The sequence below is a fragment of the Legionella bozemanae genome (assembly GCF_900450575.1).
Classification (GTDB): Bacteria; Pseudomonadota; Gammaproteobacteria; order Legionellales; family Legionellaceae; genus Legionella; species Legionella bozemanae.
This window is the reverse complement of sequence record NZ_UGGY01000001.1, coordinates 3793367-3814325: the sequence shown is the minus strand read 5'-3', so window position 1 is coordinate 3814325 and position 20959 is coordinate 3793367. Positions and strand designations below refer to the sequence as shown.

Here is a 20959-nt window from a genome sequence, read left to right as displayed (position 1 = left end):
TCAATTTTTAAAAACATGTTTCTAAAAATTCGCGTATTTTTTTTACTGACATCTACTTTTCTTCTTTGCCAATGCACTACAGCGGTGAATCCTCCAGAAATAGCTGCACCAGTGCCTGCACCCAAAGTAGAGAAGAAAAAAATAGCGAGTCCTTATTCCAAACCTACTGGAAGCTACCTTGCGCAGGCTAAAAATCAAGAAGGTATGGAAAAACAACAATCCTTGCTTTTGGCTGCAGGCCGACTGATTTCAGAGGGGCAATGGCGCCAAGGTGCTGCTATTTTAGCACAGACTTCTGACTTAACACCGGCACTTAAGGATGAAAAGAATCTTTTATTGGCACAAATTGATCTCATGCGTGACCGACCCCAAATCGCATTGAATAAATTAGATGGCATTACTGAACGTGATGGATTATCTGCTTATCAAAAGATCCAGCTTCATGAACTTTTAGCACAAGCTTATCGTGGTACAGGCAAACAATTGGAATCGGTTAATGAGCGTATCCAACTTGAGGCTTTGTTGACTGATGAGGAAAGTCAAGCCAATAACCGTCGCACACTTTGGTTAACTTTAACGCGCATACCCCAAGCAGAATTAAACTCTTTCGCAGCACAAGCCGCGAATCAAGCGGTGTTACAGGGCTGGATAGAGCTCGCATTGATTTCACGCAAATATCGTGACAATCCAAAATCGCTGCTCGCTGCTTTAGATCATTGGCAATCTCAATACAGAAGTCATCCCGCAAATCATATTTTGCCTACGCCACTGGACTCTATTGCAGATAAAATGCGTAGCCAACCAAAACAGGTAGCACTTTTGTTACCCTTAAGCGGTGCATTGCAAGGCCCAGGAACTGCAGTTCGGGATGGATTTATGGCGGCATACAAGGGCAATAATAGCGAAACATCCATGCAGGTGAAAACTTACGATACCAATAAAGGTGATGTTGCCTCTTTATATCAAAATGCAGTCAATGATGGTGCTGATTACATTGTGGGGCCTCTAACTAAATCGCAAGTAGCTGCAGTTGCGGCACTGCCCCATCCTGTTCCTACACTATTACTCAATGATGCAGATACCGCTATCCAGGAAAATTCCTATTTATTTGGACTTTCACCAGCAAATGAAGCAACTCAGGTAGCAATCAGGGCAAAAAATAAAGGATATAGCCGAGCATTAATTATTGCACCAGGAAATGATTGGGGAAAGGATGTGGCCAAAGCATTTACTCAACAATGGCAAAAGAATGGTGGACGTGTTGTTGATACTTTTTTATATGGATCTAATGATGATTTGAATAAAAGAATGAAAGATTTTCTGCAAATCACTAACAGTCAACAACGCGAAAAGAAATTAAGGGAGTTATTAGGACAAAAAATCCAGCCGGTTATTAGTCGTAGGCAAGATTTTGATATGATATTTTTGCTGGCCTATCCGTCAAAAGCCCGGCAAATTATGCCTTTATTAAATTATTATTATGCAGGAGATGTTCCCGTATATGCTACCGCCAGTGTTTATGGAGGCAATGCTAATCCTTTGAAAGATAAAGATCTTGATGGAATTATTTTTTGTGATATTCCTTGGGTTTTCTCGCATCAGGCGGGAACCCGTAATTGGCCAGAACAATTTAATAGCTACAATCGATTGTATGCTTTAGGAATAGATAGTTATACTTTGGCTACCCAATTGAATCAATTGATGTTATTCCCAGCAGACCAATCGCAGAACGGAGAGGGTATTTTATATCTTAAGGCGTCTCAGCAGGTTGCCCGTGTTTTGGAGTGGGGGCAATTTAGACAAGGTCTTGTCCATTCATTAGGTGAGACGGCGTAATTGATGACTTATGAGAAAGGACGTATCGCTGAAGAAAAAGCTTTAGCTTATTTAGAAAAACAAGGTCTTGAATTAATTAAAAAAAATTACAATTGCCGTCTGGGTGAAATTGATTTAATTATGCGTGATAAAGATCAGCTGGTTTTTATAGAAGTGCGTTCGCGGGTTTCTCTGCAGTTTGGTGGCGGCATTGCAAGTGTTACTTATGCAAAAAAGCAAAAAATACTCAAAGCAGCCGCATATTATATGCTGGAACATCAAAAGTATAATCAATTTGCTCTTCGTTTTGATGTGGTAAGTATTGATGGAAAATCAGCGTCCATTAATTGGGTAAAAGATGCATTTGGCACAGATTATTGATTGATGTAATTTTGGATAAAATGAGACGTCACTCCCATTAAGTTTAAGTATGTGAACATTATCTCACGCCCCGCGAACAAGTCCCGGGACGTAGGCGGAGAAGTGATTTCTTGACTTAATGGCATGAGACGAAGCGTAACGAGGGAATTTTTTAGTTAAACAGTAAACTACAAAAAAGTATGAAATAGAGGTTTTAATATGATGGTACAAATGGAAGAACGAGTAAGACATTTGATTGGGGTGAATATAGAAACCAAAATAGCGCTTGCTGATTCTTTATCTGATTTGATTGCCAAGGCTGGACAACGCTTAGTAAATTGTTTGCTTGCTGATGGGAAGATATTATTATGTGGTAATGGGGGGTCAAGTGCCAATTGCATGCATTTTGCGAGCGCTATGTTGAACCAGTTTGAAGTAGAAAGACCTTCTCTTCCCGTAATTAATTTAAGTACGGATGCGACCAGTTTAAGTTTTTCTGCAAATGATAATCATTACAGTCAGGTATTTGCGCGACAAATTCAGGCCTTAGGGCAAGAAAATGATGTGCTGCTTTTGCTAACGACTTCGGGTAATTCAGACAGTATGTTGCACGCACTTCATGCTGCAAATGAACGCGGAATGGATACCGTTGCGTTAAGCGGGCGTGATGGAGGTGTGCTTGCAAATCATTTAGGGCCTGAAGATATTGAACTGCGTGTTACCTCAGACAATTCTGCACGAATAAGAGAAATGCACCTGTTCATCTTACATTGCTTTTGTGATTTAATCGACCAATCATTGTTTGGTCAGGTTTTGGGGTAAAAAATGAAGTTTAAATTAAAATCAATAGCTTTTCTTTTAGTAATTACCTTATTAACAGGATGTGTTGCCGCTGTAGTAACCGGCGCCGTTGCAGGAATGGTTTATGATCGACGCGGTGTAATTACAATGGAAGCAGATGCCCGCTTATTTCATTTAGTTCATAAAGCAATCGTAACAAACCGTCAGTTTAGAGATTCACGAGTTCTTGTAACCAGCTTTAATCGAGTTGTCCTACTTGTAGGCCAAACACCAACAGCTTCTTTACGTAATTTGGCGGAAAAAATCGCGCAAACTACTCCGGGTGTATATAGAGTATATAATGAAATATCGGTAGGCTACCCTATCCCACTTACCGAACGCTCCAAAGACAGTTGGATTACCAGCCAGGTTCGCAGCATGTTGCTGGCCAAAAAAGGACTTGAGTCCGGCTCCATTCGTATTGTGACAGAAAATAAAGTAGTTTATCTCATGGGTATCGTTAATGACCAGCAAGCAGCTCTTGCAGTTGATGCCGCGCGGCGCGTTAATGGTGTAAGTAAAGTGGTTAAAATTTTTCAGTACATTCACTAAATAATATGTTAAAACAAGGATGTTTTGCTGCACTACTTGCTTTCGCTCTCCTATGCTTATCCGGTTGTATGGGCAGCATATGGACAGGCGCCACTATGGTTTACAATCGACATAATGTCTATAAAAAACTGGATGATTACAGTTTATACATTAAAGTAAATAATGCGATAATGGTTGATAATGCTTTTAAGAACACTGAAAGCGTTATTGATATCGCAATTTTCAACGGCGATGTTTTAGTAGCAGGACATGTCCCTACCGCTGAAATGCAAATGGAATTAAGCCAGCGTTTAGCCAAAGTAAGGGGTTATAGACGTTTGTTTAATCAAGTCAAAGTGAGTGCTTTGGAGTCTAATACAGTACAAGACAGTTGGATAACGACTAAAATTCGCAGCCAAATTTTTGCTGATGATTCTATTGATCCTAATGCATTCAAAATAGTTACTTCAGACCGAGTTGTATATTTGATGGGCGATGTCCGTAAGGAACAAGCAGAAAAAGTAATTAATATGGCAAGGCGAACAAATGATGTCGTGCGGGTAGTAAAAATTCTTAAGTATTATACTTATCAGGATAATTCCGTAGGGTAATAGTGTACCTCAGTAATTATTAACCAATAGAGTTCTTGCATAACATAACTATTTGTATTAATCCCTTGCTTCAGTTGAATTAATTTTAAGTAAAAATCAGCTGCTTTTATAAGGCAGCTGACTATTTGCTCTATAATATGATTCTTAAGCAATGGGGAATATTCGAATTTACTTGCGTAGAATCATAGAAGCACCCATATCATGATCCAGGTCAGGGTCATTTGTTTTAAAGAACGCGCTATTATTAAAGTTTAAGAACATGCTTAAATTAACAAAAGGTTTTTTCGCACTATTATACATATAAGTAAAAGTCCCAATACCTGCAGGAAGTTTATCTTCTACCGTGGTTTGGCGTATTTCCCAGGGGCCGCCATCCATAAGTGAATACCCAGTCTCTTCCTTGTAAGCAATTAATTTCTTAAAATCATCATCTGTGAAATGAAAAGAAATTTGATTGTTTATAATCTGCACTTCACCTACCTTTTTAATTATACGTCTGCTAGTTGGAGCTACTTGCTCTCCTAAATAGATAGCCTCGCCATTGATAAAGTAAGGGGTACCATTCTCACTAATGTTTCCACGAATACATAGCATAACTCGGCTACCCTCTTTAGCTCTAGCATGTAAAAAAAACATTTAAACTCTCCAAATTAATAAAATAGTTGCTAAATTTATTTTCTTAGCTTGAAAAAGAACACTGAGTGATAAATAGCGATCAATTAGGATCCATGATCGGTATTATGAAAATAAGTGTTCGGAATGGATGTAATGTTACAATTTCGGTGGTTTATCATTACTCCAACATTAGGGAATTTTGAAACAGCGCAATATTATATAACTTATTGGTATATAACAATAAATTTAAACTGAGCTAATATTTTTAAGCTAGCTTATCCATCAATATCCTCTTTCGGATTGGACGTAAAGGAACATAGAGATTCGTGGATTTGGTGTAAAAAAGGTTTTCTCAACGTGTGACTCATGGCGAATTTTGAATTCACCTATCAGAATAATTTAAGGTGGTCCTAAAAAAAGCGTTTGCTCAATAACATACATCCAATCGCTTTTTTTAGGACGTATGTTTTTAATGGAAACCTCCCTTATCGGGACGTTTTCGCATTTTCCTCAATTTAAATTGACGTAGCAATCCCGTAGAACCGTTTAACCCGTCTTCTTCTTCATTACTTAAGCCATTACTTTGATTGCATGGGTGGGATCTACAGTGTTGACGATATTCAAGATGATGTTTGTTATGTTTATGATGTAACCCATCGCTATAACGAGCGAGCATTTTTTGCTGCAGACTGGCTGCAGTATGTTGGATCTTATCAGGCATGTTTTTTCCTTTTGCGAGGTTAATAAACACTACTTATTACCCAAATGTGGCGATAATAAGCTCCACACTTTAATTATAGACGCTAAAATCTATTCTAACTGGATTCAGAAGGGATTAAATGCAAATATAGAAGGGGGTTAAAGTACCTCCGGAGTAAAGTCGAAATAGTTCACTTAAGGAGAAAAAGAATGAATTATTTGCACACGATGGTGCGAGTTACCGATTTGGACAAATCACTTGATTTTTATTGCAAGAAATTGGGGTTGATTGAAGTCAATCGCATGGAGAATCAAAAAGGCCGATTTACCTTGGTATTCCTTGCAGCACCTAATGACTTAGAGCGAGCAAAACAACTTAAAACGCCATTGCTTGAACTTACTTATAACTGGGATCGTGAAGAGTATCAAGAAGGACGAAATTTTGGTCATTTAGCGTACCGTGTAGATAACATCTATGAGACATGCCAACGATTGAAAGATTCAGGGGTTGTCATTAATAGGCCTCCACGAGATGGATATATGGCATTTATTCGCTCTCCAGATAATATCTCCATAGAGTTGCTGCAAAAAGGAGAGCCTTTGCCCACTCAAGAACCCTGGGCGTCAGAGCCAAATGTAGGTCATTGGTAATAAAGATTCTCGCATATATAAAATATAGCGTTGATTATTCATGCTGGTTGCTTTATAATTCGCGCGGTGAAACTTAGGTGAATATGTGAACAAACAGCTAAGTAAGCGCGGAATTGTACGGCTATGGCTTGTGCAGTCCAGCGTTACATTGGTCTTTGCAGCGTTTTGTGCGTTAATATACGATATTAATGCAGCAAGTTCAGCATTGCTTGGTGGTATGGTTTGTATTGTTCCTAATGCGTATTTTGCAAGCAAACTGTTTAAGTATCAAGGTGCTCGTTCAGCCAAAAAGATAGTGAATAGTTTCTATAAAGGCGAAGCGTTAAAGATAGTAATATCGGTATTCTTATTCACCGCGGTGTTTTTACTATTTAAAATTACACCACTAGCGTTTTTTGGAGCATACATTATGATCCTGATGACGCATTGGTTTGCCCCGTTGATTATTGTAAACAAACAGAATAGGCCTGAAAGTGACTGAAATGGTATCTAGCACAAACTACATCAAGCATCATTTAACATATCTTACATATAACGTTAGTGATATGAAATTTGGTTCGGGCGGTTTCTGGACATTGAATCTTGACACCTTATTTTTCTCAATTGTTTTAGGGATTTTTGTTTGTGGCTTAATGTATTTTGGTTCACGCAAAGTGACTACCGGAATTCCTGGTAAATTACAGAATTTCGCGGAAATTATGCTCCAGTTTGCCGATAATCAGGTAAAAGATTGCTTCCATGGCAAAAATAACTTGATTGGTCCTTTGGCTCTAACCATATTTTTATGGGTTTTCCTGATGAATTTTATGGATATTTTCCCCGTAGATGTATTGCCTGCACTTGCTCAAGCTGGTGGAATTCATTATCTTAAAGTAGTGCCAACTAACGATTTGAACTTAACCTTTGGCATGTCAATTTCTGTATTTATTCTGATTATTTTTTACAGCATTAAAATAAAAGGCACTAAAAAATTTATAAAAGAGCTTACCTTACAGCCTTTTAATCATCCTGGATTTATACCTTTTAACCTGTTGCTTGAAGTGGTTGGTCTTGTTGCAAAGCCAATTTCACTAGCACTGCGTTTATTTGGGAACTTATATGCAGGCGAATTAATATTTATATTAATTGCTCTGTTAACCTTAAATGCTGCAACATCATCAACAGTGAGCACAATGACTTTAGGCTCAGCTCAATTTATTTTGGCGCTGGCGTGGTCAATATTCCACATATTGGTGATAACATTGCAAGCATTTATTTTCATGGTGCTAACGATTGTTTATCTAAGTTTGGCACACGAAGATCATTAACCGATTTAATTTTCATCCATTGTAAAGGGGATAAATATGCAAGCCGCTAGTTTAATAGCACAAATTCAAAGTATGACCGTTGTTGCGGTTGCCTTGTTAATTGGTTTGGGTGCATTGGGCACAGCGATAGGATTTGGTTTGCTTGGTGGCAAATTCCTTGAAGGCTCAGCTCGTCAACCAGAAATGGTTCCAATGTTACAAGTAAAAATGTTCATCGTTGCAGGTTTGTTAGACGCCGTAACTATGATTGGAGTGGGTATCGCATTGTTCTTTACTTTCGCAAACCCTTTCCTTAGCAACCTGGGTTCTTGATAACACATGATCGGGGCGCGTGGCGCCCTAATTGTTCCAGGAGATAAACGGTGGAAATTAATTTAACATTAATCGTACAAATGCTCGTTTTCGCAGCTTTTGTTTTGTTTACCATGAAATTAGTATGGCCTCCACTAGCAAAAGCTATGGAAGAAAGACAAGACAAAATTGCTGATGGCCTAGCTGCTGCTGAACGTGGTCGCAAAGAATTAGAGTTAGCACAACATCGCGTGAAAGATGAGTTAAAGCAAGCCAAAGTTCAATCGGCTGATATCATCGAAAAAGCGAATAAGCGTGCTGCGCAAATCATTGAAGAAGCAAAAGAAACAGCAAAGCATGAAGCGCAAATGCAGGTAAAACTGGCACAAGAGCAATTGATGCAACAAATCAATCATGCAAAAGACGAGTTGCGTAAACAAGTCGCAAACTTAGCAATAACAGGTGCTGAGAAGATTTTGATGCGTGAAATAGATGCTAAGGCAAATACTGCATTATTAGATAACTTGATAGAAGAGATTTAAAATGTCTGATAGTACCACCATAGCCAGACCCTATGCCAAGGCAATTTTTGAATATGCCTTAGGGGAAAAAGAATTAGCTGAGTGGTCAGCACATTTGAGAAATCTTGCACAAGCAGTGTTGACACCTGAGGCTGAAAAATTTATTGCAAATCCAGCAACGACTGTTACGCAACATATTGAGTTGTTGGAGGCAGCAAGCGGTGCAAAATCAAAAGAAAACAAGCCATTAAATAATTTAATCGCATTAGTGGCTACCAATAAAAGATTGATATTGCTCCCTGAAATTTATGCACTCTATGAAGCACATCGGGCAGAGCAAGAAAAAACTCTGAGCGTTGATGTAAGCAGTTATTCTGATTTATCAAGTGCACAACAACAGCGATTAATTGAATCATTAAGTCAGCGCTTACAGCGCAAGGTCTCGTTAAAAATCAGTATTGATCCTTCCTTGCTTGGTGGAGCAATAATTCGAGCGGGCGATTTAGTTATAGATGGTTCAGTTCGTGGCAAGCTTAATAAGCTTAGCACTGAATTGGCCGCATAAATTAGAGGATAGTTTCCATGTCAGAACAAGTAGCGTTAAATCCTTCTGAAATCAGTGAATTAATCAGAAAGAAAATAGAACACTTTAGTGTAGTATCGGAAGCACGAAATGAAGGTACTATTGTCAGTTTGAAAGACGGTGTTGTGAGCTTACATGGCCTAGAAGATGTAATGGCTGGTGAAATGATCGAGTTTCCAGGCGGCGTTTATGGCCTAGCTCTTAACCTTGAAAGAGATTCAGTAGGCGCAGTTGTTCTTGGTGAATATTCTTCTTTAGCTGAAGGCCAAAAAGGTAAATGTACTGGTCGTATTCTTGAAGTTCCAGTTGGAAAAGGTCTGCTAGGACGTGTTGTTGATGCTTTAGGTAATCCAATTGATGGTAAAGGACCTATTGATGCAGCCGGCATGTCGCCAATTGAAAAAGTTGCTCCTGGTGTTATTGCACGTAAATCAGTAGATCAACCTGTACAAACAGGATTGAAAGCGATTGATGCCATGATTCCAGTTGGACGCGGACAGCGCGAGCTTATCATTGGTGACCGTCAAACAGGAAAAACAGCAATCGCAATTGATGCGATTATTAACCAGAAAGGTACTGGCGTTAAATGCGTTTATGTAGCAGTCGGCCAAAAAGCGTCATCTGTTGCTGCAATAGTACGTAAGCTCGAAGAACATGGTGCTTTAGAACACACAATCGTTGTTGTTGCTGGTGCTTCTGATTCAGCTGCGTTGCAATTTATTGCACCTTATGCTGGCTGTACCATGGGTGAATACTTCATGGAGCGAGGCGAAGATGCATTGATTGTTTATGATGACTTAACTAAGCAAGCCTGGGCCTATCGACAAATTTCATTGTTGTTAAGAAGACCACCTGGCCGTGAAGCTTATCCTGGTGATATTTTCTATTTACATTCTCGTTTGTTAGAAAGAGCTGCACGTATTAATGCTGCCGAAGTAGAAAAACTGACTAATGGCGAAGTTAAAGGAAAAACAGGATCATTAACTGCATTGCCAATTATTGAAACTCAAGCTGGTGACGTATCCGCGTTCGTTCCAACAAACGTTATTTCCATTACCGACGGTCAGATTTTCCTTGATGTTGATTTATTCAACTCAGGTGTGCGTCCAGCAATTAACTCTGGTCTTTCTGTATCGCGGGTCGGTGGTGCGGCACAAACAAAAATCATGAAAAAATTGGGTGGTGGTACTCGTTTGGCACTGGCTCAATTCCGTGAATTGGAAGCGTTTTCGCAATTTGCTTCTGACCTTGATGATGCAACACGTAAGCAGTTAGAGCGTGGTCAGCGTATTACAGAGCTGATGAAACAAAAACAATATTCTCCATTGTCTGTCGCAGAAATGGGTACCGCATTGTTTGTTGTTGAAAAAGGTTATTTAGATGATGTACCTGTAAATGAAGTGGCAGCGTTTGAAGCATCATTACATGACTACATGCGTAGCTCTCATCCTGATCTGTTACAACTGATCAACGAAGAAGGCGCTTACGATAATGACATTGAAGCAAAATTGAAAAAAGCTGTAGAAGACTTTAAGCGTACAGCAAGTTGGTAAGTCAATTTAAGGCGAAGTAAGATTATGGCTGGAGCAAAAGAAATCCGTTCGAAAATTTCGAGTATTAACAAAACTCGAAAAATTACTCGTGCGATGGAAATGGTGGCAGCAAGCAAAATGCGTAAAACTCAGGAAAGAATGCGCGCATCTAAACCTTATGCCAGTAAGATCTACAGTGTAGTAAAACATATTGCTCGTGCACACTCAGAGTACAGGCATCCGTTTATGAGTCATCGCGAGATTAATCGTATCGGCCTTATCGTCGTTACGACCGACCGCGGTCTCTGTGGCGGCTTAAACGTCAACTTATTGCGAGAAACAGTCCGCACAATCCGCGGCTGGAAGGAGCAGGGTAAAGAGGTTGATCTTGCCGTCATTGGGCGTAAGGGACAAGCATTTTTTAAACGCGTTGGCAGTAATGTTCTTGGCTCAAAGGAACACTTAGGTGATACACCGGGTATTAAAGACATCATTGGTATCGTTAAGGTCATGCTTGATGCTTTTAACAATGGCACCATTGATGCGTTGCATGTAGTCTACAACGAATTTGTTAACACCATGACCCAAAAACCTGTGGTGAAACAATTATTGCCATTGCCAAAATCAGAAGAAGACAGCACGTCAATGGGGCATCATTGGGATTATATTTATGAACCTGATGCTAAGGAGCTGCTGGATAATCTTTTAGAACGTTATATCGAATTACAGATTTATCAAGCAGTAGTTGAAAATATTGCTTGTGAACAAGCGGCGAAGATGATTGCAATGAAAAATGCAACGGACAATGCCGGTGATTTGATTAAAGAATTTCAATTGGCTTATAACAAAGCCCGACAAGCTGCAATTACTCAAGAGTTGGCAGAAATTGTCGGTGGCGCAGCCGCTTTATAAGAGGGTATAAAATGAGCTTAGGAACTGTAGTAGAAATTATTGGCGCGGTTGTGGACGTCGAATTCCCCCGTGAGAATGTCCCTAAAATCAATGATGCATTGAAACTTGCTGATGGCGATTTGGTTTTCGAAGTACAGCAGCAGTTGGGTGATGGTGTAGTCCGTACTATTGCTATGGGAACAACCGAAGGACTTAAGCGCGGTGTAAAAGCTGAAAATACAGGCCATCCTATTCAAGTGCCTGTAGGAAAGAAAACTTTGGGTCGTATTATGGATGTTCTTGGTCGTCCTGTTGATGATGCGGGTCCAATTGGTGCTGAGGAGCACTGGGCTATTCATCGCAAGCCGCCAACATACGAAGATCAAGCTGGAAGTCAGGAATTACTTGAAACAGGTATTAAAGTTATTGACTTGCTTTGTCCTTTTGCCAAGGGGGGTAAAGTGGGGCTATTCGGTGGTGCCGGCGTAGGTAAGACCGTTAACATGATGGAATTAATTCGTAACATCGCGATTGAGCACAGTGGATACTCAGTATTTGCTGGTGTGGGTGAGCGTACTCGTGAAGGAAACGATTTCTATCATGAAATGAAAGAATCCAATGTATTGGATAAAGTATCATTAGTTTATGGTCAGATGAACGAGCCACCAGGTAACCGTTTACGCGTTGCATTAACTGGCTTGACTATGGCGGAGAAATTCCGTGATGAAGGCCGTGATGTATTACTATTTGTTGATAATATTTATCGTTATACCTTGGCAGGGGTTGAAGTATCTGCTCTATTAGGCCGTATGCCTTCAGCGGTAGGTTACCAACCAACACTTGCTGAAGAAATGGGTATGTTGCAAGAACGTATTACTTCTACAAAGACCGGTTCTATTACCTCGATTCAAGCAGTATACGTACCTGCTGACGACTTAACTGACCCCTCTCCAGCAACTACTTTTGCGCACTTGGATGCTACAGTTGTATTGTCACGTCAAATTGCTGAGTTAGGTATTTATCCTGCGGTAGACCCATTGGATTCAACTTCACGACAATTGGATCCACTCATTGTAGGACAAGAGCATTACGATACTGCTCGTCGTGTACAGCAAACATTACAACGCTATAAAGAATTAAAAGATATTATTGCGATTCTTGGTATGGACGAATTATCTGAAGAAGATAAGCGTGTTGTTACTCGTGCGCGTAAAATCCAAAGATTCTTGTCACAACCATTCTTCGTTGCTGAAGTCTTTACTGGTTCTCCAGGAAAATATGTATCACTGAAGGATACAATTAAGGGTTTCCAAGGTATTCTCGCCGGTGAATATGATGATTTACCTGAGCAAGCATTTTATATGGTTGGTAGTATTGAGGAAGCAGTTGCTAAAGCTAAGACCTTATGAGGTAAGCAAATATGACTAGAACAACGCACTTAGATATTGTTAGTGCTGAACATGAAATATTTTCCGGTTTGGTTGAGATGGTTGTTGCAACTGGAGAATTAGGCGAGATAGGCGTTACAGCCGGTCATGCCCCTTTGCTTACAGTTCTGAAACCAGGTGAAGTGCGACTCACTTTACCTGGCGGTCACCAAGAAATTTACTACGTTCAAGGTGGAATGCTGGAAGTTCAACCTAATAATGTCACTATTCTTGCTGATGTCGCTGAGCGTGCTGAGCATCTTGATGAAGCAGCTGCACTTGCTGCAAAAGCGCAAGCTGAAGCCGCAATGGCTGGCAAAGGTGGTGAAATGGATTATTCAGTCGCCACTGCGGAATTGGCACGTGCTGTTGCCCAAATCCGAGCGATTCAAAAAGTCAGGAAAATGGTTAAGTAGTACTCTTATATTTTAGAGTTTCTTTCTTCATTCTTTTATGTGAAAGGAACTCTAACTCAAAAACTAATATCTTTTTATCACTATTGAGACGCTCTTTATTAATGAGGCAGCCACTAAGAGAGCAAATAACTCTTCAGTCGGTTGGGTTCTTCTCACTAATGGCAATTGCCCAGTCAAAAATTCTTACCAGTCAGTATCTTTTCACTTTCACTTTCCTGCAGTTCATTTTTAGCGGCAGAAAGTTTATCTTTTATTATCTTAAAATGAGAGTGATTATAAGTAATTCCACTGTGCATTAAATCAGTAAATTTATGTAAGAAAATACCAGCCTTAAGGCTCAATTTAACAGGCTGGTGTTCCTTTTTATCAAGGACTGCCTTGGCAGTTTCTGAAAAAGGAACGCCATGAGTTTGTAACTGACGTAATAAATACAAATCAGCTCTCTCAACTGCAGAAACACTCATAGAAATTGTTTTTAAATATTCTGGTGGAATACTTTTAATAAAATAGGCTACCATGTAGGGTTGATTTTGTTTAATGGATTCCAGTAAATATTCCATATTTTTTTCAACACTCAAAGGCTGTTTTTTAATAACTAATCGTTCAACAAGCAGCCTGACACATGCAGTACTTCCGCTGTGAATAGCATGAGGGATTGCTTTATGCAGTTCATCAGCCCCTAGCCCAGATATCCCATAATAATTCATTACTTTTTTAAGTAGATTAGGATTACCGCCCTTCGCCGCCGCTTGAATTACTTGAGTCGGGTTATTAAATGGCAAAGCTTTTTTCAGCAGAAATAACTGGTCATAAGTTTTTTCCCGTCCATGGGCTAAAGCATCAATAAATAAAGTGGCAAAAGTTGCTGAATCCTTATTGTTGCCCAGTAAAGCTGCCAAAGCATCTGGGTTATTATTTACAACAGCAATCCTTGCCGCCTGAAGATCTTTATCTTTTGCACCGAGTTCTAGTAAATGCTGAATCACAGAGGCATCATTAATTTCAGCTGCTTTTCTCAGAGTATTAAATACTCCACCAAAATGAGAAACAGCCACATCATCAATATTTTTTTGCGTTAAATAATGATCATAAAGTTCAGAAATTTTAGGGAAAATTCGAGGTTCGTTGTTTTCTGGATGGCGAATGACACTAATTGTCATTCCTAAAGCGCCCCCTTTCTGATATCTAAGTACATTATTATGTAACTCGGCAATCACCTCCCTTTCACTTGCAAACTCTTTTGTTCCTGACGAGTAATTGGGATCGTATACGACATATTTATTATCTTTCCTTCTAACTGACACGGCATGCATAGTACCGCCAATACGCATTACTTCATTTTGTTGCAACGCGAGTGTCTTAAAAATTTCTTCCCAATTTTTATCACTGGTCGTTATGGCAAAATCAAAGGAGGATTTCATCGGTTTATTATTGATAGTCAATGCGCGCATTGAATTGGCCTGACTTAACTCTTTATCAAATTGTTCAGGGAATAAAGTTAAAACCACATCATAGACAAATTGGTTTATATCAGATTCCATTGCAGAATCAGGGTTTTTCTTTACTATCTCTTCGAGTATCTTAAAAAATTGATTTTCCTTTCCTTCCAGAACATATTTTGCATACAAAGTCGCAAGACCGTTACAAACCCCTTCATTATTCATTTGTACTGGCATATTATGCCATTTAAGATACAGATTTAATTTATCAATCACCTGCTTTTGATCAACACTCCGTTTCATAACCTTCGCTCCGATTTTAGTTCGCGTTGATCCCAACAACAAAAACTGTTAGTTTTCTCCCTAGCTTATTTATAAGTATATAACGTGACTATTACGTAAAACTTAACGTAGTCCAATTTTGAAATTTGGTGACGAAGCGATTAATTTGCTCTAAGCGTGTTGCCTAAAAAATACAAAAGACAGAGTTTGTTATTCATTTTTAATTGAATTGTTTGATTTAATTGGCCAAGCCGTTGATTTGTTAATAAAGTATGCCGCTCGTTCTGCTTGGAAGGGGTTATCTTTTGTTAAAGCAATTAATCTATCAAAAGTCTCTTTAAAGTTATCAATATTCGCGATGAACTGCTCATCACCGGAAATAAGGTAGCCTCCCATTAAATAATCTTTACTCTATTCAATATATATTGTCCTTTTTAATGTTATTCATTGCGATGAGAAATGGTGTGAAAAAGCTATAATTTCTATGTTATTTACAAGGACTTAGCATTTTTATTCGATAATAATGCACAAAGTTATCCACAGGTGAAAAATGATTTAAAATAGGTTGATTTTAAAAGTTAATTAATTTTCAATAGGTTACGTTAAATATGGTAATCATCATGAAGAAATATACAAAGTTATTCACAATTTATAAGCTGTTCCTCTATATGACATCATAAGGACTCTGCTAAAATTACTTTGCAATAGAGCATCTCAATGGTTAAATAGTAATTATTAATTTCATGAATAAAAAAACGATGAATGCAGTAACAGAACGAAAAGCATTAACTGAATTTACGGAAAAGGCGTACCTTGATTATTCAATGTACGTCATTTTAGATAGAGCCTTACCCCATATAGCTGATGGATTAAAACCGGTTCAGCGGCGTATTATTTATGCAATGTCTGAGCTGGGTTTGAAAGCGACCGCCAAATATAAAAAATCGGCACGTACGGTTGGGGATGTGCTGGGTAAATTCCATCCTCATGGTGACAGTGCGTGTTATGAGGCCATGGTATTAATGGCACAACCGTTTTCCTACCGCTATCCTTTTGTTGATGGTCAAGGAAACTGGGGATCTCCTGATGATCCTAAGTCCTTTGCTGCCATGCGTTATACGGAAGCTCGATTATCACCTTATGCTGAAGTATTACTTTCAGAATTATTACAAGGTACCGTCGATTGGGTTGACAATTTTGATGGGACATTACAAGAGCCTGCATTACTGCCAGCACGCTTACCTAATATCTTATTAAATGGCGCTACAGGTATTGCTGTGGGTATGGCTTCAGATATTCTGCCGCATAACTTAACCGAAGTAGCCAATGCTTGTGTGCATTTATTAGATAACCCCCAAGCAGATTTAGCTGCTATTACTCAGTACATTAAGGGGCCTGATTTTCCGACTGAAGCGGAAATAATTACCCCGCCGGAAGCAATTGCCAATATGTATGAAACGGGGAATGGTTCAATTAAAATGCGGGCGGTTTATAGTCAGGAAAAACAAAATATAGTAATTACTGCTCTGCCTTATCAGGTCTCTGGTGCCAAAGTAATAGAACAAATTGCGCTCCAGATGCAACAGAAAAAACTGCCTATGGTAGAGGACTTACGCGATGAATCCGATCATGAGCATCCCACTCGATTGGTAATTATTCCACGTTCAAACCGAGTTGATGCAGAAGGTTTGATGTCTCATTTATTTGCAACCACGGATTTGGAACGAAGTTATCGCGTTAACTTCAATATGATAGGACTTGATGGCAGGCCAAAGGTAAAAAATTTACTGGATGTTCTAAGGGAGTGGTTGTCCTATCGCTTAACGGTAGTAAGGCGACGCTTGGAGTATCGGTTGGCAAAAGTTCTGGATCGCATTCATGTGCTTGAAGGGTTGCTGATTGCTTATCTGAACATCGATGAAGTCATTGCGATCATTCGCGAACATGAGCAACCCAAACAAGGGTTAATGGCACGATTTAATCTCAGCGATCGGCAAGCTGAGGCGATTTTAGAAATGAAGTTGCGCCATTTGGCAAAACTGGAAGAAATAAAGATACGTGGTGAGCTGGATGAGCTTTGCGCTGAACGCGATAATCTGCAAAATATTTTAGCCTCGGAACAACGATTAAAAGCGTTGGTTAAAGAGGAAATTATTAAAGACAGGGATGAGTTTGGTGATGTGCGTCGTTCACCAATTATTGTCCGACAAGAATCACAAGCATTAAAAGAAGAGGATATTTTACCCAATGAGCCAATTACTGTAGTACTCTCTAAAAAGGGCTGGGTAAGGGCAGCTAAAGGTTATGATGTAATCGGTAGCGAGTTGGGTTATAAAGCCGGTGATGAATTTAAAGCGCAAGCCATGGCGCGTTCAAACCAACAAATCCTCTTTTTTGATAGTGAAGGCAAAGTTTATTCCTTGCCAGGCCATGTTTTACCATCGGCGCGAGGCCAGGGAGAACCTTTAACAGGTAAGCTTAATCCTGCCGAAGGTGCGTTATTCGAAGCAGTGGTCGGCGGTGAAGCGGAACAAATGGTGTTATTAGCCTGTGATGCAGGATATGGTTTTATCGCTAAGATAGGCGATTTGTATGTAAAAAATCGTAATGGCAAGGCGTGTATTAAGCTGCCTGAATCCAGCCATATTTTGCCGCCTCGCATAGTCCCCAAGCATGATGAGCTATTTGTTGCCTGTGTTACCAGCACTGGTCGATTACTCATTTTTTCTGCCAGGGAAGTCCCAGAATTATCGCGCGGGAAAGGAAATAAATTAATCAGTATCCCTTCTGCCAAAGCAGTATCGCGTGAAGAATATGTGATTGATATACAGGTACTTTCTGCAGATGATTCACTCACGGTACATGCTGGAAAACGGCATTTTACTTTGAAAGGAAGTGATCTGGATCATTATAAAGGTGAGCGTGGACGTCGAGGCAACCGATTACCGCGTGGTTTGCAAAATGTGACTCAATTACAAGTCATTACCTCAGAATAGTTTCTGTAGCTTGGGTGAGAATGCAGGCCTTAGTTTAAAAAAGGTTGGTTAAAATGTGCTCCGTGATGGATGGATTCCTGCCTTCGCAGGAGTGACACCATTCGCTTTTCTGCTTACCTTGATGGCTATGGGATTAACAGCCTAGTTTTCACATGAATGCTCTGTTAAATAATCCCTACTAGTGATAAAGTGCTTTGAAGTAAAGAAGCTAATGTCATTTCCATTAATGGAAAATAGTTTAGATAGGGAATTCTTAGCACCCATGTTAAAATTTTTTACCTTCGTTGCTTGCTTGTTTCTTAGCGCCTGTATGGTCGGTCCTAATTATAAAGAGCCGCTAAAACCAGTCGTTACACATTGGCCAAAAAAGGATGCAACAGTAAAAGAAGCGCCATTTAAAACGACTAAATGGTGGGAGGTTTTTCATGATCCTGTTCTGACTTCATTAATTTACGAAGGTTATTATAATAATTTGACGCTGCAGATCGCAGGAGTAAGAGTACTGCAAACTCGTGCCCTCCTGGCTCAATCGGTAGGTATGCTCTATCCACAACAACAGGCAATGACCGGTAACTTTACCTATTATGAAATTGGTGGAAGTCAACTGCAGTCAATTCTACCTCCATCATTCGAAACATTATCATTAGGTTTTGCAGCAAATTGGGAAATTGATTTTTGGGGAAAATATCGAAGAGCAATTCAAGCCAATGATGCAACATTTTTATCTTCTCTCGCTGCTTATGATAATGCATTAGTTACTCTTACCGCAGACGTTGCCAGCACCTACATCCAAGTTCGAACGTTTGAAGCACAAATTAAAGTAACCAAAGCCAACATCGTCGTGCAAAGAGAGGGGTTAAAAATAGCCAAGGCTCGATATAATGCTGGTGAAACAAACCTCATGGATGTGGAACAAGCACAGACGGAGCTTTCACAAACAGAAGCATCTCTTCCGCCACTGGAAAATAGCTTAGAACAGCAAAAAAATGCACTGGCTCTTTTATTAGGTACAATGCCCAATGGGGTGGACGGAGAGCTTAAGAAAAGCAAAGGAATCCCTAAAGCGCCTTCAACTGTAGCAGTGGGGATTCCTGTAGAAAGTTTGGCGCGACGGCCGGATATTCATCAAGCCCGTTTAGAGGCGATTGCACAATCCGCTAAAATTGGCGCAGCAAAAGCAAATCTTTTCCCCTCCCTTGCCTTAAATGGTACTTTTGTTTTTTCATCAAACAACATTGGCCAAAACTCACTTGCAGATTTGTTTAATTGGGCGAATCACTCGATAACCGCTGGTCCCACATTGACCTGGCCAATACTTAATTACGGTCAAATTACGAACGCAGTACGGGCACAAGATGCTGCATTCCAGCAGAGCTTGTTAAACTACATTAATCTGGTTCTCAAAGCGCAGCAAGAAGTGCAAAATGGTATTACCGCCTATATCGAGGCAAAAAAAGCGGAACGCGCACTAACCAAAGCAAATAACGCGGCTATTAAAACACTAAAACTGGCAATCGTCCGTTATATTAATGGAGAAGTTGATTTTACTCCGGTGCTGAATGCCGAACAGCAACAATTGAGCGTACAGACTGCATTGGTTAACGCACAAGCCAATATTCCACTCGCATTAGTCTCACTTTATCGAGCACTGGGCGGGGGCTGGGAAATCCGTGGTACTAATGATGTTGTGCCGCCCCTAATAAAAGCTGAAATGGCAGCACGTACAAACTGGGGCACTTTGCTCAAACAGCAAAATCATGAGCCACCGCGAACTAAGAAAGAACGATTTAAGGAGCTTTATTTACCAAAATGGTAGGATCTGCTTCCATTCCTACTCTCTTGGCCAAGCGAGCGAAATGGAAACAGATCCTAGAGAAAAATTTCTTTTCCCAAGGGAAATTAGGAAAATTTAAATAAAATGGTGTTGGGTATGAACTTTAATAGAGATTCAAAATCAGTCAAAATTGCAGGGATAGCAGTTGCTATTTTACTTCTCATTTATCTGATTTCACATATTTTTGGCAAAAGCAGCCCGCCAGCCATCCCTGCACCCAAGGTTGTTGTGCAAAAACCAATACGTGCAGAAATGGCTGAATATGTTACGCAAACAGGGAATACAGTCGCTTATAATTCGGTTAATCTGGTTGCACGTGTTGAAGGCTATCTTGATTCAATCGAGTTTGTTGATGGAACGTTTGTTAAAAAAGGAAAGGAGCTCTTTGTTATACAGCCTGAGCCTTATTTTGAGAAACTAAGGGCTGCCAAGGCGACGGTTACTGCAGAAAAGGCGAGCCTTGTCTACAACAAGGCTGAATATGCACGCCAACAACAAATGTACAAACAACATGCTACTTCATTAAACGAAGTTGAAAAATGGTATGCCAAAACATTGGAAATTGCCGCAGGAGTTGATAAAGCCGAAGCAGAAGAAGTCAACGCAGCGATTAATTACAGTTACACGCATATTTCAGCTCCATTTGATGGCCGAATCGGTCGGCATTTAGTGGATGTGGGTAACCTTGTGGGGCATGGTGAGGCCACAAATTTAGCTACCATAGAGCAGATCGATCCTATCTATGTTTACTTTAATTTAAATGAACTCGATTTACTCAAATTACGGGCCGCAGCTCGTGCGCGAGGATTTAAACCTCAGGATATTAAACAAGTTCCTGTTGAAGTGAGTCTGCAAAACGATCCTACGGTTAAGTACAAAGCAACGCTTGATTTTGTTAATACAGGTCTTAATGCATCTACTGGTACTATGGAGCTGCGCGCTGTATTAGAAAATAAAGAGTACATTTTTGTACCAGGTCTCTTTGTACAAGTACGGGTCGCTATCTCCAAACCTAAAAAGCAATTAACGGTGCCTGATACAGCGATCCTTTATGATCAGATCGGTTCTTATGTATTGACTGTGGATAATGATAATGTTGTGGTGACAAAACGGGTAACATTGGGCAGTGTAGAGAATGGGATGCGTGCTGTGGTCACAGGACTTTCGGCCCAAGATCAAGTCATCATTGATGGCCTGCAATACGCGACTCCCGGTAATAAGGTTGAGCCGCATGAACTGGCACAAACAAAAGATAATGATGAAAGCAAACCCAAAGATAATGGGAGCGCCAAACATTAATTTAGATGGGTCAGGGAGT

The 20959-nt window shown here is 39.9% G+C and carries 22 protein-coding genes; 18 read left to right on the top strand and 4 right to left on the bottom strand.

The genetic code is table 11. The features are described 5' to 3' along the window. Positions 1 to 15 precede the first annotated feature (15 nt). The 5 genes from DY223_RS16870 (at position 16) to DY223_RS16850 (ending at position 4157) form a co-directional block, all read left to right on the top strand. Positions 16 to 1836 carry a penicillin-binding protein activator gene (locus DY223_RS16870; protein ID WP_058459586.1) on the top strand — a complete coding sequence of 607 codons (1821 nt, stop codon included), beginning with the start codon at positions 16 to 18 and terminating at the stop codon, positions 1834 to 1836. Positions 1837 to 1839: 3 nt separating this feature from the next. Then, on the top strand, positions 1840 to 2196 hold the full coding sequence (locus DY223_RS16865; RefSeq protein WP_058459587.1) for a YraN family protein: 357 nt from the start codon (positions 1840 to 1842) through the stop codon (positions 2194 to 2196). A gap of 201 nt (positions 2197 to 2397) precedes the next feature. Next, positions 2398 to 2997: a D-sedoheptulose-7-phosphate isomerase gene (locus DY223_RS16860; RefSeq protein ID WP_058459970.1), complete on the top strand. Its 600-nt coding sequence runs from the start codon at positions 2398 to 2400 to the stop codon at positions 2995 to 2997. A gap of 3 nt (positions 2998 to 3000) precedes the next feature. Beyond that, positions 3001 to 3567 (top strand): BON domain-containing protein, encoded by a 567-nt coding sequence (locus DY223_RS16855; protein WP_058459588.1) that lies wholly within the window; start codon positions 3001 to 3003, stop codon positions 3565 to 3567. A gap of 5 nt (positions 3568 to 3572) precedes the next feature. Further along, a complete protein-coding gene (locus DY223_RS16850; RefSeq protein WP_058459589.1) occupies positions 3573 to 4157 on the top strand; it encodes a BON domain-containing protein in 585 nt (194 codons plus the stop codon). A gap of 168 nt (positions 4158 to 4325) precedes the next feature. Here DY223_RS16850 and DY223_RS16845 read toward each other — a convergent pair whose 3' ends face one another. Then, positions 4326 to 4793: a hypothetical protein gene (locus DY223_RS16845; RefSeq protein WP_058459590.1), complete on the bottom strand. Its 468-nt coding sequence runs from the start codon at positions 4791 to 4793 to the stop codon at positions 4326 to 4328. Positions 4794 to 5241: 448 nt separating this feature from the next. After that, a complete protein-coding gene (locus tag DY223_RS16840) occupies positions 5242 to 5493 on the bottom strand; it encodes a hypothetical protein (protein WP_058459591.1) in 252 nt (83 codons plus the stop codon). Positions 5494 to 5681: 188 nt separating this feature from the next. Between DY223_RS16840 and DY223_RS16835 the strand changes: the two genes are divergently transcribed. The 10 genes from DY223_RS16835 (at position 5682) to DY223_RS16790 (ending at position 13090) form a co-directional block, all read left to right on the top strand. Further along, on the top strand, positions 5682 to 6122 hold the full coding sequence (locus DY223_RS16835) for a VOC family protein (protein ID WP_058459592.1): 441 nt from the start codon (positions 5682 to 5684) through the stop codon (positions 6120 to 6122). A gap of 85 nt (positions 6123 to 6207) precedes the next feature. Next, positions 6208 to 6603: a F0F1 ATP synthase subunit I gene (locus tag DY223_RS16830; RefSeq protein ID WP_058459593.1), complete on the top strand. Its 396-nt coding sequence runs from the start codon at positions 6208 to 6210 to the stop codon at positions 6601 to 6603. Position 6604: 1 nt separating this feature from the next. Then, positions 6605 to 7429: a F0F1 ATP synthase subunit A gene (atpB, locus tag DY223_RS16825; RefSeq protein ID WP_082642447.1), complete on the top strand. Its 825-nt coding sequence runs from the start codon at positions 6605 to 6607 to the stop codon at positions 7427 to 7429. 36 nt (positions 7430 to 7465) lie between these two features. Beyond that, a complete protein-coding gene (gene atpE / locus DY223_RS16820; protein ID WP_010655291.1) occupies positions 7466 to 7741 on the top strand; it encodes a F0F1 ATP synthase subunit C in 276 nt (91 codons plus the stop codon). 50 nt (positions 7742 to 7791) lie between these two features. Beyond that, positions 7792 to 8262: a F0F1 ATP synthase subunit B gene (locus tag DY223_RS16815; protein WP_058459594.1), complete on the top strand. Its 471-nt coding sequence runs from the start codon at positions 7792 to 7794 to the stop codon at positions 8260 to 8262. 1 nt (position 8263) lies between these two features. Further along, the gene (locus DY223_RS16810) at positions 8264 to 8806 is read left to right on the top strand and encodes a F0F1 ATP synthase subunit delta (RefSeq protein WP_058459595.1); all 543 of its coding nucleotides are present in this window, start codon (positions 8264 to 8266) and stop codon (positions 8804 to 8806) included. A gap of 17 nt (positions 8807 to 8823) precedes the next feature. After that, positions 8824 to 10377, top strand: coding sequence for a F0F1 ATP synthase subunit alpha (gene atpA, locus DY223_RS16805; protein ID WP_058459596.1), 1554 nt, complete (start codon positions 8824 to 8826; stop codon positions 10375 to 10377). 24 nt (positions 10378 to 10401) lie between these two features. Next, entirely contained in the window at positions 10402 to 11268 is an 867-nt protein-coding gene (atpG, locus tag DY223_RS16800) for a F0F1 ATP synthase subunit gamma (RefSeq protein WP_058459597.1), read from the top strand. 11 nt (positions 11269 to 11279) lie between these two features. Continuing rightward, positions 11280 to 12656, top strand: coding sequence for a F0F1 ATP synthase subunit beta (atpD, locus tag DY223_RS16795; protein ID WP_058459598.1), 1377 nt, complete (start codon positions 11280 to 11282; stop codon positions 12654 to 12656). An 11-nt stretch (positions 12657 to 12667) separates the two neighbouring features. Beyond that, on the top strand, positions 12668 to 13090 hold the full coding sequence (locus DY223_RS16790) for a F0F1 ATP synthase subunit epsilon (RefSeq protein WP_058459599.1): 423 nt from the start codon (positions 12668 to 12670) through the stop codon (positions 13088 to 13090). A gap of 173 nt (positions 13091 to 13263) precedes the next feature. On the opposite strand, the gene DY223_RS16785 is transcribed toward DY223_RS16790, so the two are convergent. Beyond that, on the bottom strand, positions 13264 to 14832 hold the full coding sequence (locus DY223_RS16785) for a dehydroquinate synthase/iron-containing alcohol dehydrogenase family protein (protein ID WP_058459600.1): 1569 nt from the start codon (positions 14830 to 14832) through the stop codon (positions 13264 to 13266). Positions 14833 to 15021: 189 nt separating this feature from the next. Next, a complete protein-coding gene (locus DY223_RS16780; protein WP_058459601.1) occupies positions 15022 to 15207 on the bottom strand; it encodes a CHASE3 domain-containing protein in 186 nt (61 codons plus the stop codon). A gap of 347 nt (positions 15208 to 15554) precedes the next feature. Here DY223_RS16780 and parC point away from each other — a divergent pair, with 347 nt between their 5' ends. From parC to DY223_RS16765, 3 genes are all read left to right on the top strand, one after another. Next, a complete protein-coding gene (gene parC / locus DY223_RS16775; protein WP_058459602.1) occupies positions 15555 to 17807 on the top strand; it encodes a DNA topoisomerase IV subunit A in 2253 nt (750 codons plus the stop codon). Positions 17808 to 18069: 262 nt separating this feature from the next. After that, entirely contained in the window at positions 18070 to 19623 is a 1554-nt protein-coding gene (locus tag DY223_RS16770) for an efflux transporter outer membrane subunit (RefSeq protein ID WP_058459972.1), read from the top strand. 114 nt (positions 19624 to 19737) lie between these two features. Next, entirely contained in the window at positions 19738 to 20940 is a 1203-nt protein-coding gene (locus DY223_RS16765) for an efflux RND transporter periplasmic adaptor subunit (RefSeq protein WP_235810525.1), read from the top strand. Positions 20941 to 20959: the final 19 nt, after the last annotated feature.